The organism is Cellulomonas wangleii, from assembly GCF_018388445.1.
GTDB classification, from domain to species: domain Bacteria; phylum Actinomycetota; class Actinomycetes; order Actinomycetales; family Cellulomonadaceae; genus Cellulomonas; species Cellulomonas wangleii.
In genome coordinates this window covers 914,132-931,242 of the sequence record NZ_CP074405.1, presented here as the reverse complement: position 1 = coordinate 931,242, position 17,111 = coordinate 914,132, and the positions used below count along the sequence as shown (strand labels likewise).

General features: G+C 75.4%; 15 protein-coding genes and 1 tRNA gene. 4 read left to right on the top strand and 12 right to left on the bottom strand.

Annotated features, from left to right (window positions below):
- Positions 1–117: 117 nt before the first annotated feature.
- From KG103_RS04465 to KG103_RS04440, 6 genes are all read right to left on the bottom strand, one after another.
- Entirely contained in the window at positions 118–1,314 is a 1,197-nt protein-coding gene (locus KG103_RS04465; RefSeq protein ID WP_207342325.1) for an aggregation-promoting factor C-terminal-like domain-containing protein, read from the bottom strand.
- A gap of 148 nt (positions 1,315–1,462) precedes the next feature.
- Entirely contained in the window at positions 1,463–2,413 is a 951-nt protein-coding gene (locus tag KG103_RS04460; protein WP_207342326.1) for a TatD family hydrolase, read from the bottom strand.
- A 3-nt stretch (positions 2,414–2,416) separates the two neighbouring features.
- A complete protein-coding gene (metG, locus tag KG103_RS04455; protein WP_207342327.1) occupies positions 2,417–4,204 on the bottom strand; it encodes a methionine--tRNA ligase in 1,788 nt (595 codons plus the stop codon).
- Between the two features lie 10 nt (positions 4,205–4,214).
- Positions 4,215–5,375: a PH domain-containing protein gene (locus KG103_RS04450; RefSeq protein ID WP_207342328.1), complete on the bottom strand. Its 1,161-nt coding sequence runs from the start codon at positions 5,373–5,375 to the stop codon at positions 4,215–4,217.
- Between the two features lie 19 nt (positions 5,376–5,394).
- Positions 5,395–5,562 (bottom strand): hypothetical protein, encoded by a 168-nt coding sequence (locus tag KG103_RS04445; RefSeq protein ID WP_207342329.1) that lies wholly within the window; start codon positions 5,560–5,562, stop codon positions 5,395–5,397.
- Positions 5,563–5,739: 177 nt separating this feature from the next.
- Positions 5,740–7,002 carry a PQQ-dependent sugar dehydrogenase gene (locus KG103_RS04440; protein ID WP_207342330.1) on the bottom strand — a complete coding sequence of 421 codons (1,263 nt, stop codon included), beginning with the start codon at positions 7,000–7,002 and terminating at the stop codon, positions 5,740–5,742.
- 69 nt (positions 7,003–7,071) lie between these two features.
- Between KG103_RS04440 and KG103_RS04435 the strand changes: the two genes are divergently transcribed.
- Entirely contained in the window at positions 7,072–7,665 is a 594-nt protein-coding gene (locus KG103_RS04435; RefSeq protein WP_207342331.1) for an isochorismatase family protein, read from the top strand.
- Between the two features lie 57 nt (positions 7,666–7,722).
- On the opposite strand, the gene rsmI is transcribed toward KG103_RS04435, so the two are convergent.
- Positions 7,723–8,571, bottom strand: coding sequence for a 16S rRNA (cytidine(1402)-2'-O)-methyltransferase (rsmI, locus tag KG103_RS04430; protein ID WP_207800822.1), 849 nt, complete (start codon positions 8,569–8,571; stop codon positions 7,723–7,725).
- A gap of 193 nt (positions 8,572–8,764) precedes the next feature.
- Here rsmI and KG103_RS04425 point away from each other — a divergent pair, with 193 nt between their 5' ends.
- Positions 8,765–10,624, top strand: coding sequence for a phospholipid carrier-dependent glycosyltransferase (locus KG103_RS04425; protein WP_207342333.1), 1,860 nt, complete (start codon positions 8,765–8,767; stop codon positions 10,622–10,624).
- Positions 10,625–10,630: 6 nt separating this feature from the next.
- Here KG103_RS04425 and KG103_RS04420 read toward each other — a convergent pair whose 3' ends face one another.
- The gene (locus tag KG103_RS04420) at positions 10,631–12,100 is read right to left on the bottom strand and encodes a family 20 glycosylhydrolase (RefSeq protein ID WP_207342334.1); all 1,470 of its coding nucleotides are present in this window, start codon (positions 12,098–12,100) and stop codon (positions 10,631–10,633) included.
- 198 nt (positions 12,101–12,298) lie between these two features.
- On the opposite strand from KG103_RS04420, the gene KG103_RS04415 reads away from it, so the two are divergent.
- Positions 12,299–12,565, top strand: coding sequence for a GlsB/YeaQ/YmgE family stress response membrane protein (locus tag KG103_RS04415; RefSeq protein ID WP_207342335.1), 267 nt, complete (start codon positions 12,299–12,301; stop codon positions 12,563–12,565).
- Positions 12,566–12,669: 104 nt separating this feature from the next.
- Here KG103_RS04415 and KG103_RS04410 read toward each other — a convergent pair whose 3' ends face one another.
- Entirely contained in the window at positions 12,670–14,061 is a 1,392-nt protein-coding gene (locus KG103_RS04410) for a UTP--glucose-1-phosphate uridylyltransferase (protein WP_207342336.1), read from the bottom strand.
- Positions 14,062–14,134: 73 nt separating this feature from the next.
- A complete protein-coding gene (locus KG103_RS04405; protein WP_207342337.1) occupies positions 14,135–14,413 on the bottom strand; it encodes a hypothetical protein in 279 nt (92 codons plus the stop codon).
- 166 nt (positions 14,414–14,579) lie between these two features.
- Between KG103_RS04405 and KG103_RS04400 the strand changes: the two genes are divergently transcribed.
- Complete coding sequence (locus KG103_RS04400; protein ID WP_207342338.1) at positions 14,580–15,665, top strand: glycoside hydrolase family 6 protein; 1,086 nt, start codon at positions 14,580–14,582, stop codon at positions 15,663–15,665.
- A gap of 57 nt (positions 15,666–15,722) precedes the next feature.
- Here the strand turns inward: KG103_RS04400 and KG103_RS04395 are convergent.
- Together KG103_RS04395 and KG103_RS04390 are read right to left on the bottom strand one after the other, a co-directional pair.
- Positions 15,723–15,795 (bottom strand) — tRNA-Ala (locus tag KG103_RS04395).
- A gap of 121 nt (positions 15,796–15,916) precedes the next feature.
- Positions 15,917–17,056 (bottom strand): hypothetical protein, encoded by a 1,140-nt coding sequence (locus KG103_RS04390; protein ID WP_207342339.1) that lies wholly within the window; start codon positions 17,054–17,056, stop codon positions 15,917–15,919.
- Positions 17,057–17,111 lie beyond the last annotated feature (55 nt).

Genomic DNA, 17,111 nt, shown 5'->3' with positions numbered 1-17,111 from the left:
GCGACACGCGACCGTAACGGAATTGTGACCCCGGGTCCAACCCGCAGCGACGGTGACGCGGGTCACACCGCCCGCGCGCAGGGGTGCGCGCAAGGGTGCCCGGCGTGCGGCAGAAGGTCAGTACCAGCCCTTGGCCTGCGAGTGCGCCCACGCGCCGCAGGGGTTGCCGTACCGCCCGGCGATGTACCCCAGACCCCACGAGATCTGCGTCGCCGGGTTGGTCCGCCAGTCCGCGCCGGCGGAGGCCATCTTGGACCCCGGCAGCGACTGCGGGATGCCGTACGCCCCGGACGACCGGTTCTCGGCGTTCCAGCGCCAGCCGCTCTCCTTGTTCCACAGCGACAGCAGGCAGGCGAACTGGTCGTCGCCCCAGCCGCGCGCGGCGGCCATCTCCTTGCCCATCGCCTGGGCCGTGCCCGGCTCGACCGCCACGGTCGCGGGGTCGGGCAGCTCGGCGGTACCCACCCGGACCACCTGGTGCACCGGCGCGACCGTCTCGACCGACGCGAGCACGGAGCGCCCCACGACCACGCCGCCGACCACGTCGAGCGAGTACGTCGTCGTGCGCTGCCCCGCCCGACCGGCGTTCTTGACGACCTTGTTGCCCTTGACGAGCGTCGGGTCCTCGATCTCCTGGACCTCGAACGGCACCGCCTCGGTCACGGTCTCCCCCGAGGTGACGGCACGCGTCACCAGCACGACGAGCCCGTCGACGGCGGCCGCGTCGAGCGGGACCGACACCTGGTCGGCCTCCTCGAGCACGAGGCCGATCTCGCGGAGCGCGTCGCGCACCGTGGACCCGCTCGTCACCCCGTCGATCACCTGCCCGTCGACCACCAGGTGCACGGTCTTCTGCGTGGAGACCCGCAGCACGTCCCGGCCGACCGTGGCGGAGCGGGACGCCGACAGCCGCACGCCCTCGCGCAGCCCGAGCTCCTCGACCGCCTCGCCGACCGTCAGGGCGGTGGTCCACACGCTCTGCGGACGCCCGTCGACCTCGACGTCGATCTCGCGCCCGTGCCGCACCACGACCTGGCCGGTGCGCCCGACCGCCTGGTCGAGGCCCGGGGCGACGAGGTCGCCGTCGGCCACCTCGATGTCGCCCGCGGCCAGCACGTCGGCGACCGTCCGGCCGAACGTCCGCACGTTCACCTCGGTGCCGTCCACGTCGACCGTGACGTCCTTGTGCATCGCCGCGAACGCGCTGGTGCCGCCCGCGACGAGCGCGAGCACGACGGCCTGCGCGGCGGTGCGTGCGGCCCGGTCGCGCGCACGGGCGGCGCGGCGGCCCGGCACCTGCGGGTGACCGGTCACGGTGTCCTTCGGGTCGGCGGGAGGGACGCTGCCCTGAAGTTCTTCGGCACCTCGCCGTGCGACCTTGACGGGTCGCACCCGGGGCGCCGCACAGACCGTAACCGATCCGTGACCCCCGCGACCAGCGGTGGCGCGCTGCCCGCGCGGGTCACCACTCCCCGTAGACCGCCGTCGCCACCGCGCTGACCTGCGCACACACGTCCGTGACGGGGCGTCCGGTCACCTCCGCGACCGTCCGGACAGTGCCCGGCAGCAGGTACGGCGCGTTGGGACGCCCCCGGTAGGGGTGAACGGTGAGGTACGGCGCGTCCGTCTCGACCAGCACCAGGGAGGCGGGCAGCACCCGCAGGGCCGCGCGCAGGTCCTCGTTCGCCGGGAACGACACCGGACCCGCGAACGAGCAGAACCAGCCCTCCTGCGCGCACACCCGCGCCAGGTCGGGACCGCCGGAGAAGCAGTGGAACACCGTGCGCTCCGGGGCGCCGTCGCGGCGCAGTACGTCGACCACCTCGTCGTGCGCGTCCCGGTCGTGGATCTGCAGCGCCAGCCCCAGCTCCTTGGCCAGCGCGACGTGCGCCCGGAACGCGTCGCGCTGCACCGCCCGCCCGCGGTCGCCGGCCCGGAAGAAGTCCAGGCCCGTCTCGCCGATCGCGCGGACACGCGAGTTGTCCCGCGCCACGGCGGCGACCGCCGCGAGCGCGTCGTCCAGCGGCACGTCGTGCCGGGGCTGCGGGTCGGGGTCCAGCCCGTCCGGCGCGACCTCGCGGACCCCGGCGTGCAGGACCGCCTCGTTGGGGTGGATCGCGACGGCGCCCAGCAGCGCCGGGTGCTCCCGCACCACCGCGTCGGTCCAGGCGACGGCCTCCAGGTCGCACCCGACCTGCACCATGCGCGTGACCCCGACCTCCGCCGCGCGCGCGAGGTGCGCGGCGAGGTCCGGGTGCTCCGCGGCGCCGGGACGTGCGACGGCGTCCGCGGGGTGCCAGCCCTCGGCCCGCCACCCGACGACCGACTCCAGGTGCGTGTGGTCGTCGACGACGGGTGACGGCAGCGGCTCCGGCGACGGGGGCCAGCCCGTCTCCCGCTTCCTGCGTGCCATGCCTCAGCCCTGCCGCAGGCGCTCGAGCTCCTCCTCGACGATCGCGTCGTCGAGCTTGGTGAAGACCGGCGTCGGCTTGTCGACCTTGGTCCCGGGCACGATCGCCTTCGGCTGCCACGTCCCGCGGACCGCCGTGTAGTCGCCCGTGATGACCGGGTAGTGCCGGGCGTCGTCGTCGAGGTCGGTGACCTCCTCGATGCGCGGCTGCGGCGAGAACGTGCCCGTGCCGCCCAGCGCCTCGTGCACCGCCTGCGCGCTGTGCGGCAGGAAGGGTGCGAGCAGCGTGTTGAGGTCGCTGACCGCCTGGGTCGTGGTGTGCAGCACCGTGGCGAGGCGGTCCGGGTCCGTCTTGAGCTTCCACGGCTCAGTCTCCGAGACGTACCGGTTGGCCTCGCCGACCACGCGCATGACCTCCTGCAGCGCCTGCCGCTGGCGGTGCGCGCCGACGAGCTCGCCGACGCGGCCGAAGGCGGTGGTGACCTCGGCGACGAGGGCCTCGTCCACCGGCTGCCGGTGCCCGGGCGTCGGGATCTCGCCGAAGTTCTTGTGGACCATGCTCGCGGTGCGGTTGACCAGGTTGCCCCAGCCCGCGACGAGCTCGTCGTTGGTGCGGCGCTTGAACTCCGCCCACGTGAAGTCGACGTCCTGCGTCTCCGGCCCGGCGACCGAGATGTAGTAGCGCAGCGCGTCCGGCTGGTAGCGCGCGAGCATGTCGCGGACCAGGATGACGCGGCCGCGCGACGTCGAGAACTGCTTGCCCTCGACGTTGAGGAACTCGCTCGACACGACCTCGGTCGGGAGGTTCAGCGAGCCGTAGGCGCCGGGCGCACCGCCGCGCGCGCCCTTGCCGTCGTAGCCCAGCAGCTCGGCCGGCCAGATCTGGGAGTGGAACGTGATGTTGTCCTTGCCCATGAAGTAGTACGACAGGGCCTCGGGGTCGTTCCACCACTGCCGCCACGCGTCCGGGTCGCCGCTGCGGCGCGCCCACTCGATCGACGCCGACAGGTACCCGATGACGGCGTCGAACCACACGTACAGGCGCTTGGTCGGGTTGTCCTCCCAGCCCTCCAGCGGCACGGGGATGCCCCAGTCGATGTCACGCGTCATGGCGCGCGGGCGCACGTCGTCGAGCAGGTTCAGCGAGAACTTCAGGACGTTGGGACGCCACGCGGTGCGCGTGCGCAGCCAGTCGCCCAGCGCGTCGACGAACGCCGGCAGGTCGAGGAAGAAGTGGTTCGACTCGACGAACCTCGGCGTCTCCCCGTTGATCTTGCTCGTCGGGTTGATCAGCTCGATCGCGTCGAGCTGGTTGCCGCAGTTGTCGCACTGGTCGCCGCGCGCGCCGTCGTACCCGCAGATGGGGCAGGTGCCCTCGATGTAGCGGTCGGGCAGCGTGCGGCCCGTCGACGGGCTGACCGCACCCATCGTGGTCCGCTCGACCATGTAGCCGTTCTTGTGGACGGTGCGGAACATCTCCTGCACCACGGCGTAGTGGTTGCGCGTCGTGGTGCGCGTGAACAGGTCGTACGACAGACCGAGCTGCGTGAGGTCCTCGACGATGACGCGGTTGTAGCGGTCCGCGAGCTCCTGGGCGCTGACGCCCTCCTTGTCGGCCTGCACGAGGATCGGCGTGCCGTGCTCGTCGGTGCCCGAGACCATCAGCACGTCGTGCCCCGCCATGCGCATGTACCGGCTGAAGACGTCCGAGGGGATGCCGAAGCCGGCGACGTGACCGATGTGGCGGGGGCCGTTCGCGTAGGGCCACGCGACGGCCGACAGGATGCGGGACATGGCCACGATCCTAGGTGCGACCGCCCTCGGGGTTGCCCTCGATATCCGGTGCGGGTCCCGCCGCGGGCGGCTGCGGGGTCGGTGAGGGGTGCGCGCCGGCGTCGTCGGACCACTCACGCCGGCCGAGGTCGACGAACGTCCCCGTGGGCTCGGACACGTCCCAGGCCCGCTGCTGGGCCTCCTCCTCGTCCAGCCGCAGCGCCTCCTCGCCGGCGATCGCCTCGGCCTCGATCGAGGTGCCGTCCGCGGCGGCCTCCGCGAGCGTCGGCGGCAGGCGACGGGCCGGCTCCGCGTCCTCCGGCGACGTGACGTCCGGGTCGTCCGTCTCGTCGGGCGTGCGCAGGCGCAGCGGCTGGGTGTCGTCGGGCTCGAACAGGGCCTCCCGCGACGGCCACACGACGACCGGCTCGACCCAGCGCTCCGGCGCTCCCGCCTCCCGGCCGCCCGCCGGCGGGACGTGCGGTGCGGCGGGCCGCGCCCCGGGACGCGGCCCGGGACCCGACCGTGCCTCCGCGGAGGCGTCCGCCAGGGCGACCCCGCCCTCGGCAGCCGGCACGCGGCGCGCCGGCGGCACGGCGGGAGGTCTGCCCACGGGGCGCCGGCGGGCGGGCGGGACCGGTCCCCCGTCGTCCTCACCGTCGGACGCGGGCGCCGTCACGGGGGTGAAGATCAGCGCGCACAGGTCGCGGTAGGTCGCGTCCGGGCGCGCCACCCACCCGATCTGCCGCAGCGCCTGGTCCTGCCCCGCGGACTCGAGCAGGAACTGCCCGTACCCCAGCATCTGGCCCAGCACGGACCGCGAGTAGCGCATGTCCGTGACCTTCATCAACGGCATCATGCCGATCTGGTGGGTGACCAGGCCGGTCAGCAGCAGCATCCGCTTGTCGGTGGCGACGAACCACTCCACGCGCCACACCAGCAGGTACCAGCCGAACCGCACCAGGGCCGCCAGCCACAGCCACCACACCACGAGGGCGCCGTCACCGAACGAGGACTGCAGCACCGCGGTCAGCCAGCCGCACACCGCGAACACCGCCAGCGTCGTCGCCGCCGGCTCGAGCAGCTTGGCCCAGTGCCGTCGCGTCGCGAGCACGACCCGCTCCCCCGGCAGCACGTAGCGCCGCAGCAGGCGGTGCGACATGACGATGCGCGTCGCGTGGTCGGCCGTCACGTCGTCACCCCCCGGGCCGTCAGGACGACAGGTTGTCGAAGAACCGGGCGAACCCGGAGAACGCGCTGTACACGAAGTCCCAGATCGAGCGCACCACGTCCGCCGCCTGCTCGGGGTTCGTCACCACCGCGTAGAGCAGGAAGATCACGACGATCCAGATGAGGATGCTCTTGGCCCTCGCCGGCATGGTGGGCTCCTCCGTGTCGCTCGTCGCTGGGGGTCACCGCCGCCGTCGTCGTCCGGTCGGTCGCCGGCGACGCGGGTGCAGCCACCGGACGGCGCACACAGTACCGATCGGGACGTTCCGCCCGAACAGCACACGCCGGGACACGCCGGACTCTTCGCCGTCTCTCATGTGCGGACGTCAGCCGACCGTGACGCGCAGGACCCGGTCGTCGCCGGCGGCGGGGTCCCCGCGGCCGTCCGTGTTGCCGGTCAGCACCCACAGCGAGCCGTCCGGCGCGACCTCGACGGCGCGCAGCCGGCCGTGCTCGTCGGCCAGCAGCGGCTGCGGGTCCCCCACACCCGCCGCGTCCGCCGCCGGGTCGGCGAGGGACGCGGCGTCGAGGGGGCGCAGCGGCACCCGCCAGAGCGTGCGTCCGCGCAGGCCGGCGACGTACACACCCTCGTCGGTCACCGCGATCCCGGACGGTGAGGCGTCCGCCGTCGCCCACACCGCCACCGGGTCGGCGAACCCTCGCGCCGCACCGCCGCGACCCTCCACGGTCGGCCAGCCGTGGTCGGCTCCCGCGCGCAGCACGTTGAGCTCGTCCCAGGTGTCCTGACCGAGCTCGGAGGCGAACGCGCGCCCGTCCGGCGCCCACGCGATGCCCTGGACGTTGCGGTGCCCGCGCGTCCACACCGGCGAGGACGGGTCCGGGTTGCCCGGGGCCGGTGCGCCGTCGGCGGTCACCCGCAGCACCTTGCCGCCCAGGCTGTCCGGGTCCGGGGCGAGCCCGGTCTCGTACGTGTCCCCGGTCGTGACGTACAGGTGCCCGTCCGGCCCGAAGGCCAGCCGCCCACCGTTGTGGTTGCGCCCGCGGGGGATCCCCTCGACCACCACGCGCGCCGGCCCGAGCACCGTGCCGTCGAGCGTCGCCCGCAGGACCCGGTTGTCCTGCGAGGACGTCAGGTACACGACCACGTCGACGGGTCCGCCCGCCGACCCCGGGACGACCGCGACACCCAGCAGGCCGCCCTCCCCCTGCGCCACGGTCGCGTCCGCGATCGCGTCGGCCCCCGGGCCCGTCACGTCCGTGACCGTCCCGTCCGCCCCCACAAGGACGAGGCGCGCCGCGTCCCGCAGCGTCACCAGTCCCCGGCCGTCGGGGAGGAACGCCAGGCCCCACGGCACGTCCAGGCCCGTGGCGACGTCCTGGACCGACGTGACCGCGACCGTCGGGACGTCACGGACCAGGGCGGACGCCTCCGGGGGCGCCGCGGACGGCGAGGCGGGCGACGACGGCGACGCGGCGGCGGACGGGACGGTGGCCGGGACGGTGGGTGCGGGCGGCGGCCCCCCGGTGCAGCCCGCGAGCGCGAGGGCGAGGGGCAGCGCCGCGGCGACGGCCGGGCCCGCAGCGGGTCGCCCCGGGCCGCGTCGCCGCACCGCACCGCCCGCGTCCATCGCCCCACTGTGCCGGGCGGCGCCGCGTCGTGCAGCGCGTCGGGCCCGTCAGGGGTGAGGATGGCGCCCATGAGTGACGTGACAGGGGCCCCGCGACGCGCACTGGTCGTCGTCGACGTGCAGCCGACCTTCTGCGAGGGCGGGGCGCTGGCGGTGGCCGGTGGCGACGCCGTCGCCCGGGCGATCGCCGACTACGCGGCCGCGCACCGGGACCGGTACGACCTGGTCGTGACGACGCAGGACTGGCACGTCGACCCGGGCACGCACTTCTCGGCGACGCCCGACTACGTCGACACCTGGCCGCCGCACGCCGTGGCCGGCACCCCCGAGGCCGAGCTGCACCCCGCACTGGCGGACCTGCGCCCCGACGTCAGCGTGCGCAAGGGCGAGTACGCGGCGGCGTACTCCGGGTTCGAGGGCGTCGACGCCGACGGCCGCCTGCTGGCCACCGTGCTGCAGGAGGCGGGGGTGGGCGACGTCGACGTGGTGGGCATCGCCGAGTCGCACTGCGTGCGGGCGACCGCGCTCGACGCGCTGGGCCTCGGCCTGCGCACCCGCGTGCTGACGGACCTCACCGTCCCGGTGACCCCGGAGCAGGGTGCGGCCGCGCGCGCGGCGATGGCGGCCGCGGGTGCCGAGCTCGTGGAGTCCGGCCTCCTCTGACGTCGGCGGGCCGCGGCACCGGGGTCCGGCGTCGCGCTCGGGCGCCCGGATCCCGCGTCAGGGGGTCCGGGAGGCGAGTGCCGCCGCGTAGAGGTCCCGCTTGGGCACGCCCGTCGCCTCGGCGACCTCCGCGACGACGGTCTTGAGCCGCTCCCCGCCGTCCACGCGCGCCAGCACCTCCGGCACCAGCTCCTCGACGCCACGGGGACCACCCTGCGGCGCGCCCCCGACGACCAGCACGACCTCGCCGCGCACGTCGCCGGCGTGCGCCCAGGCCGCGAGCTCGGCCAGCGGACCGCGACGCACCTCCTCGTACGTCTTGGTCAGCTCGCGGCACACGGCGCCCGGCCGCTCGGGACCGAACGCCTCGACCAGCGCGTCGAGCGCCTCGGCCACCCGGTGGGGCGCCTCGAAGAGCACGATCGTGCGGCGCTCGCCGGCCAGGGCCGCCAGGGCGCGCGCCCTGTCCCCGGCGCGACGCGGCAGGAAGCCCTCGAAGCAGAACCGGTCGGTCGGCAGGCCGGACAGCGCGAGCGCCGCGAGGACGGCGCTGGGCCCGGGTGCCACCGTGACCGGCAGCCCGGCGGCGACCGCGGCCTGCACGGCCCGGAAGCCCGGGTCCGACACCGTCGGCATGCCCGCGTCCGTGACGACCAGGACGGTGCCGCCCGCCGCGACGACGTCGAGCAGCTCGTCGGACCGCCCCGACTCGTTGTGCTCGTGGTGGCTGACGACCCGCCCGCCGATGCTCACCCCGAGGCGCGCGGCCAGCGCACGGGTGCGGCGCGTGTCCTCCGCGGCCACGACGTCGGCCTCGGCCAGCAGGCGCCGCAGCCGCACCGACGCGTCCTCGGCGTCCCCGATGGGCGTGGCCGCGAGGACGAGCGCGCCCTGCCCGGGTCGCAGCGAGCGGGCGGGGGCGACGGGCGGGCCGTCGGTGGTCGGCTCGTCCGCGGTCGGCTCGTCCGCGGTCGGCTCGTCCGCGGCGGCGGGGTGGGGCGTGGGTGCGGCGGCGGGCGACGGGGTCACCGGACCAGCCTGCCACCACGGCCGGGGGACGCCCGGAACGCCCCGGTCCGGGTACCTCTACGATGGCCCGGTGCCGACCGACGACGACGACACCGCACGCGCGCCCCGGGCCCGGGCAGCGGCCCCGCACGCCGCCGCCGCGGACACGCTGCCCCCCGCGTCGGTGACCGACCCGGACCCCGACGCGCCGGACGGCACACCCGCACCGACCACCGGGCACGAGCCGGGGACGACGACCGCGGCCGAGCCCGCGACCGTCCCCGACCCGACCGGTACCGACCCCACCGGCGACGACCCCGGGACGGCGGCGCCCGCGGACGTCGAGCCGAACGAGCCGCGGCTGCTGCGTCGCCTGCTCGGGGCGGACACGCTCGCCCTGGACGCGACTCCCCGTGCGCGCCTGCACGGCTGGCTGTGGGCGCTGGGCGTCACCGCCCTCGCCGGCTTCCTGCGGCTGTGGGACCTGGGCCGCCCCCACCGCCTCGTCTTCGACGAGACGTACTACGTCAAGGACGCGTACTCGCTGCTCGTCCACGGCTACGAGGCCACGTGGGTCGCGGACTCCAACCCGCAGTTCGAGGCCGGCGACACGAGCGTGCTCAACGCCGACCCGGCGTACGTCGTCCACCCGCCCGTCGGCAAGTGGATGATCGCGCTCGGCATCCAGCTGGGCGGCGGCGTCGAGAGCTCCGTGGCATGGCGGCTGGCGGCGGCGGTCTGCGGGACGCTCGCGGTGCTGATGATCGCCCGCATCGCGCGGCGCCTGTTCGCGTCGACCGCGCTGGGCACGGTCGCCGGCCTCTTCCTCGCGCTCGACGGCCAGGCGATCGTCCAGTCACGCATCAGCCTGCTGGACCCGTTCCTCATGTTCTTCGCGCTCGCCGCGTTCGGCTGCCTGCTGCTGGACCGGGAGCAGGCCCGTCGGCGCCTGGCCGTGCGCACGGCCGCGATCCTCGACGGCGGCGGCCCGCTGCGCTGGGGACCCGGTCTCGGCTGGCGCTGGTGGCGCCTGGCGGCCGGCGTGCTGCTGGGCCTGGCGATCGGCACCAAGTGGTCCGGGCTGTACTTCCTCGCCGTGTTCGGCCTGCTCACCGTCCTGTGGGACGCCACGGCACGCCGCAGCGCGGGGGTGCGGCCCTGGGTGCGCGCGACGCTGGTCAAGGACGCCGTCGTCGCGTTCCTCGTCATGGTCCCCACGGCCGCCGCGACGTACCTCGCGTCGTGGGCGGGCTGGTTCGCCACCGACAACGGGTGGAACCGCCACTGGGCGGAGGCGAACCCGGGCCAGGGGGTGCAGTGGCTGCCCCCGGCGCTGCGCTCGCTGCTCGCCTACCACCAGGACATGTGGCGGTACCACACCACCCTGGAGACCCCCCACGGCTACGCGGCCGGACCGCTGGGCTGGATCGTGCAGTGGCGGCCCACGTCGTTCTGGTACCCCACCGAGGTGTCCGGCCTGACCGGTGAGGCCGCGGAGCAGGCGTGCGGTGCGGCGACCTGCTCGCAGGCGATCGTGTCCGTCGGCAACCCGGTCATCTGGTGGGCCGGGGCGGCCGCGGTCCTCGTCGCGCTGTTCTGGCTGGTGCGCTACCGCGACTGGCGCGCCGGGGCGGTGCTGTCCGGGCTGGTCGCCGGCTGGCTGCCGTGGTTCGCCTACATGCACCGCACGATCTTCACGTTCTACAGCGTCGCGTTCGTGCCGTGGGTGGTGCTCACGCTCGTGTACGTCCTGGGGCTCCTGGTCGGCCCTCAGGTCGAGCCCGACGGCAGCGCGCGGGAGGTCCGCGCACGGCGCTGGACGATCGCCGCCGTCGGGGTGTTCGTCGCGGTGGTCGTGGGCGTCGGGCTCTTCTTCTACCCGGTCTGGTCGGCCTGGGTCATCCCGTGGGAGCAGTGGCACATGCGGATGTGGCTGCCCACCTGGATCTGACGGGCGTCAGTCGTCCCAGGTGCCCTGCGGGGTGCGGTGCCACGCCAGGCCGGTGCGGTCCCAGTGCCGGCCGTGCGCCCGCAGCCGCCGCACCAGGTCGTCGTGGTCGCGGTGCTCGGGCGCGCTCCACGCGACCTCGGCGACGGCAGCGAGCCGCGGCAGCAGCATCGTCGTCAGGTCGTCCAGGGTCCGCAGCGTCTCGGTCCAGAGCGCGGCCTCGACGCCGACCACCGCCTCGGGCGGCAGCCCTTCCACCAGCTCCGCGGGCTCCCACTCGTAGGCGTCACGCAGCTCGACGAACCCGGCCCACTCCTGACCGAGCGGGAACCCGGGCCCGTACCGCATGTCCAGGTAGACCCGCGGCGCCGGTGAGAGCAGGATCCGCGCCCCGGCACGCGCGGCCGCGACGAACGGCTCGGCGTCACCCCGGGTGTCCCAGTACTGCACGACCGTCCCGGCCGGCAGGTCCGGCACGTGCGCCACCTCCTGCCACCCGACCACGCGCTTGCCGTGGGCGGTCACCGCCGCGGACGCCGCGCGCACCAGGCGCGCGTACTCGTCCGGTTCCATCGTCAGGACCTCGTCGCCGCCGATGTGCACGTGGCTGCCGGGGGTCATCTCCGCCAGGTCACCGAAGACGTCGACGAGGAACTCGTGCGTGGCCGGCAGGTCGTCGTGCAGCCGGGAGAAGCCGACGTCGGTGCCCAGGTACTCCGCGGCGGGCTGCCCGTCCGGGTTGAGCTCGCCGTACGCGTGCAGCGCGGCGTTGACGTGACCGGGCACGTCGATCTCGGGGACCACGCGGATGGCACGCGCCCGGGCGTACGCCAGGATCTCGTCCCAGTCCGCCGCCGAGTAGTGACCGCCCGGGTCGCCGCCCACCGAGTGCGCGCTGGAGCGCCGGACCAGCTCGGGTCGCGACGGCATGTCCAGGCGCCACGCCTGGTCGTCGGTCAGGTGCAGGTGCAGCACGTTGAGCTTGTAGTGGCCCATGAGCCCCATGACGACCTTGAGGTCCGCCACGCTCACGAAGTGCCGCGCCACGTCCAACGACAGGCCGCGCCACGGGTAGCGCGGCGCGTCCTCGATGTGGACGGCCCCGACCTCGACACCCCCGTCGGGACGCTCGCGCAGCAGCTGGCGCAGCGTCACCACCGCGTGCACGAGGCCGTCGGTGGTCCGCGCCTCCAGCCGCACCCGCCCGTCGCCCACGACGACGCGGTAGGTCTCCGGCCCCGGCGGCAGGTCCGTCACGAGCCGCATGCGCACGACCCCCGGCGCGTCGGGCCCGGCGTGGCGGATCTCCACGGCCCGGCCGCTGACGCGGCCCAGCAGGTCCGCGGTCAGCACGGCGACGGGCACCAGCTGCTCGTCGGCGTCGACGACGACGGTCGTGGAACCCGTGATGACGTACGGCCGGCGGGCCGAGGGCCGGACGACGAGCGGTGCGGGCACCACCGTGATCGGGTCGGACACGGCACTCCTCCGGGACGGCGGACGGGACCCCCGCTCGAACCTACCCGTCACGACGGCGTCGGTGCCCGTTTCGCGCCGGATGCGACCGGACCGGGCGGACCCGGCGCGACGGAACGCCCGTTCGGGAGGCGGATTCGTCCCGGTTGCCCTAGGTTCCTCGCAGACCGGGCAACGGTCCTGACACACCGAGGAGTGGACATGGGCATCAGCGGAATCATCAGCGCCATCGTCGTCGGCGCCATCATCGGCGCGCTCGGCCGCCTCGTGGTGCGCGGCAAGCAGAACATCTCGATCCTGGTGACGATCATCATCGGGATCGTGGCCGCGCTCATCGGCACGTGGCTCGCGCAGGTCATCGGCGTCGAGGTCACCGATGGCATCGACTGGATCGAGATCCTGCTGCAGGTCGTGCTCGCGGCGGTCTTCGTCATCATCTACGCGAGCTGGGCCGGCAAGCGCCGCTGACCAGCGGCCGACCAGCACGGACGCGAGGGCCGGCACCCACGGCGCAGGACGCCGGGTGCCGGCCCTCGTGCGTGCAGGCTGTGCGCGCAGGGTCCCCGTGCCGGTCAGGCGCGGACCGCGTCCGCGGAGACGTCCGCGACCAGCGTGGCGCCGTCGGGGACCGTGCCGCCCTCGCCCGTCAGCTCCGCGTCACCGACGACCGCCACGCCGCGACCCAGGGACCAGTCCCCCCGGACCCGCAGGGACGTGGCACCCCGCAGCGACGGCACGTGCGGCACGCGGGTGTCGAACTCGCCCACGAGCGCGTAGTGCGCCGGGTCCAGGTCGACGAACGGTGCGTCGACGACGGCGACCAGGCGATGGGCGTCGTCCTCCGCGTAGACGTCGGAGCGCAGGACGAGCAGGTCGTTCGTCGTCTTCACCGGCAGGAAGCGCTCACGGCCGACCTCCAGGACGGCGGCGCCGTCGAAGACCTCGATGGCCGCCCCCATCGCGGACTCCACCTGCACGACCTTCGGGGACGTGCGGTCGGTGGGGTCGACGTGCTTCTCGTTGCGGATCAGCGGCAGGTCCAGGACGCCGCCGGTGCGCTCCAGCTCCGCGGACAGCGCCTCGAGGTCGAGCCACAGGTTGTTCGTGTTGAAGTAGGCATGCGTCGCGATGTCGGCCGCGGCGTCGGCGTCCTCGGGCGCGGTCTGCGCGGACTCCCGCAGCACGATCCGCCCGTCGGAGCGGCGCACCACCAGGTGACCCCCCTTGCGGTCCGCGGGCGTACGCCGCGCGACCTCGGCCGCGAACGGAGCACCCGACGCGGCGAACCAGCCGGCGACCCGGGCGTCGGGCGTCGCCCCGAGGTTGTCGGAGTTGGAGACGGACGCGTACCGGAAGCCGGCGGCGAGCAGGGCGTCCAGCACGCCGGACGCGTACAGCGCCGGGTAGAGGTCGCCGTGCCCGGGCGGGCACCACTCCAGCGTCGGGTCGGCGTCCCACGCCACGGGCGTCAGGCCGTCGACCAGCAGCTTGGGCTCACGGTTCTGCAGGAAGTCCAGCGGGACGCCGTCGACGGCGAGCTGCGGGTACGCCGCCAGCGCCGCCAGGCTGTCGTCCCGGGTGCGGAACGAGTTCATCAGCACCAGCGGGAGCCGCGCACCCGTCGCCTCGCGCGCCGCGAGCACCTGGTCGGCGGTCACGTCGAGGAACGTGCGGCTGCCGCGCACGGGCAGCAGCGACTTGGCGCGGTCCATGCCCATCGACGTGCCGAGCCCGCCGTTGAGCTTGATGACGGCGGTGCGTGCGAGGGCGTCCGCGGCCGCCGCGTCGTCGACCTCGAGGTCGTCGAGGTGCGGGACGTCCGCGAGGGGGTCGACGTCCGACTCGCGGACGATCCCCGTGCTCCCCGACTCCAGGAGTCCGTAGAACCGGGTGAACACGTCGACGGCGGCGGCGGGGACGCCCGCGTCACGCATCTTCTGCTGGGCGAGATCGAGTCCGGTCATGGCCCGACGTTAGCGGCGAACCGGTCGTCGGCCGCGGTGAGACCGCTCACACCGGACAGACGTCGACGAACCGTCAGGCGCCCGTCGACCCTCGCTCACCCGTGCGTCGCCGGGCGTGCGACGCCCCTCGGCGCCGTCCGCGGCGGGCCTGGGGACGGCCCCCGCCCGACGCGCTGCCCTCGGTCGCGGGGGCGGGGCCGGGGTGCCCCCGCAGCGCCCGTGCGGCGGCCAGGGCGACGAGCACGGTGACGACCGCGAGGCCCACGAAGGACGCAGAGGCCACCGGCACGATCCCGCTGCCGAGCACGAGCGCCGCGACGAGCCACGTGCCGACGGCCGGGCCGAACGACACAGGATGGTACGCGCGGACGCACCGCGGTGTGAGCACCGTCACCGTCCGCCGTCGCCGGGAACGCCACGCTTGGCACGGAACGCCCGGGGATCGGTCACCCGCACCGGGCCGCGAGGACCCGCCGTGCGCGAACCGATGGAGAGGGGACCCCGACGAGGAGCCCCTCATGCCTGTGCCTGCCACCGCCTCCCCCACCACCGCCCCCGCCCCCGCCACCACCCCTGCCACCGTCCGCCGGCTCCCGCGTGCCGTCGCCGCCGCCGGCGCCGTCCTGGCGACCGTGTGCGTCCTGCTGCCCCTGCCCGCGAGCGCGACCGGCGGCCCCGCCGCGGTGCCGGCCACCGTCGAACGCTCGCAGGCCCACCGCACCGTCCTGCAGGTGCGCCCGGCCTACGTCGACCCCGCGTCCGACGCCGCGACGGCGGCCCGCACGGCCCGGGCGGAGGGGCGCCCGGGCGACGCACGGCTCCTCGAGAAGGTGGCGGCGCAGAGCACCGCACGCTGGCTGGGCCCCGCCGACGGCACGGCGCGCGTCCGTGCGTACGCCCAGGCCGCCGTCGCGGCGGGCACGACGCCGGTCGTCGTGACCTACGCGATCCCCGACCGCGACTGCGGCAGCCACTCGGGCGGGGGCATCGCCACGCCTGCGGAGTACCGCGCGTGGGTCGACGCCGTCGCGGCGGGCCTGGCGGGTGCGCGCGCCGTCGTCGTGGTCGAGCCCGACGCACTGCTGCACCTCGACCGCTGCGGCGACCGTGGGGCCCGCCTGGCGATGCTGCGGTACTCGGTGGACGCGTACGCGGCCGTGGGCGCCGAGGTCTACCTCGACGGCGCGTCGAGCAACAGCTTCGGCTGGAGCGCCCGCCACCTGGCGGACATCGCCCAGCGGCTGCGCGACGCCGGGGTCGACCGGGCGGCCGGGTTCGCCGTCAACACGTCGAACTTCCAGACCGGCGCGCAGGAGGTGGCGTACGGCGAGCGGCTGTCCGCGCTGGTCGGCGGCGCCGGCTTCGTCGTGGACACGTCCCGCAACGGCAACGGCCCGCTGGCGGGGCCGAACGGCACGGTGTGGTGCAACCCCGAGGGCCGGGCCCTCGGCAACCCGCCGCGCGCCACGGGCACCGGCCCGCACGTCGCCGACCTGTGGCTGAAGACCCCTGGCCGGTCCGACGGCACCTGCAACGGCGGCCCCGCCGCCGGACGGTTCTGGGAGGCGTACCTGCTGGGGCTGGCCGCCCGCGCCGCCTGGTAGCCCCGGACACGAAGAAGGCCGGACCCACCGGGTCCGGCCTTCTTCGACGCTGTCGGGTGGAGCTGAGGGGATTCGAACCCCTGACCTTCTCATTGCGAACGAGACGCGCTACCAACTGCGCCACAGCCCCTTGAAGCGGGGACCACAGTAGCATCACCGCGGCCCCGGGACGAAACCCGCGGTACGCGTCCCCGCGCACCGCCCGGGAGGTCCCCGCGCACGTCACCCGGTGCGCCGGGTGCGGGCACCGGCTACTGGCCGGCGGCGCGGCGGCGCGCGAGCACCGCGTTCAGGTCGATGCTGCCCGTCGTCAGGGCTGCCGGCTCGTCGGCCGCCACGACCGCGCCCGGCGCCGCCTCCTCGGCCGCCGCCGGCGCGTCCGCCGGACGTCGCACGGTCGACGCCTCGGCGTCGGACTCCTCGAGCGGGGCGGGCGTCCGGCGCGGGGCCGGGGCCTTCATGGCGTACGTCGGGCGCGGCACCCGGACGGGCGACCACTCCGCGTCGCGCTCCTCCTCGACCGACGCGTCGGCGGCGCCCTCGGCCGGTGCCGTCGACGCCCGCCGGACCACCGGGGTCTGGCCGGTCGCGTGCCGCGCCGGACCCGCGGACTCGCCGCGGTCGGCGACGATGGCCTCGAACACCTCGGTGTGCGCGTCGGAGGGGCGCACGGCGTGACCGGTGACCAGCGGCACCGGCACACCGGGCTCCGCGTCACGCCGCACGACCGGCGTGGCCCCGCTGCGCGGACGGACCGCGGGCGTGGCGCCCGTGCGCGGCCGCGCGGCGAGCCGCTCCTCGCGCTCGATCGTCTCGGCCCACTGCGCGTCCGACGCCTGCCCCGCGAGGACCGCGCGGCGACCCAGCACGACCACCGACGCGAGCAGTGCCGACGGAACCGCCCCGGCCACCCACGTGACGGCGGGCGCGGCGGCGGCCAGGACCCAGCCGACGACGACGGTCAGCGCGAGGACGCCCGCGAGCAGCCCGCGACGGCGCGCGGCGGCGCCACGGCGCGCGGCAGCGGCGGCCCGTGCGGCGCGCGCCTGGGCGAGCCGGCGCGCGGCCTCGGCGGAGATGCGCTCGGGTGTGGCGTGCGGTCGGTCCACGGTGGTGCCTCCTGTCAGCGTGCCGACGTACGCCGCCGGCACCCCCGTCCCCGGGGTCAGCAGTGCCGACGTGCTCGGTCCCCACATCCCGGCCGCCGCGGCCCCGCGTCCCAGCCGGCGGCGCGTGCTGCTCGCCACCGCGACCACGCGCAGCCCCGCGGAGAACCGGTCGTCGGCCCGGGCCTCCAGCAACCGTTGACGGTGCCGCAGGTGGTGCGGCACCAGATACGCCGCCCACAGACCCACGAGCGCGAGCGCCACGGGGCCTGCGAGATCGTTCACGTCACGACGGTAGGGGTCACGGCGCCCCTCGCGCCGCACCGGTGCGGCGTGTCGC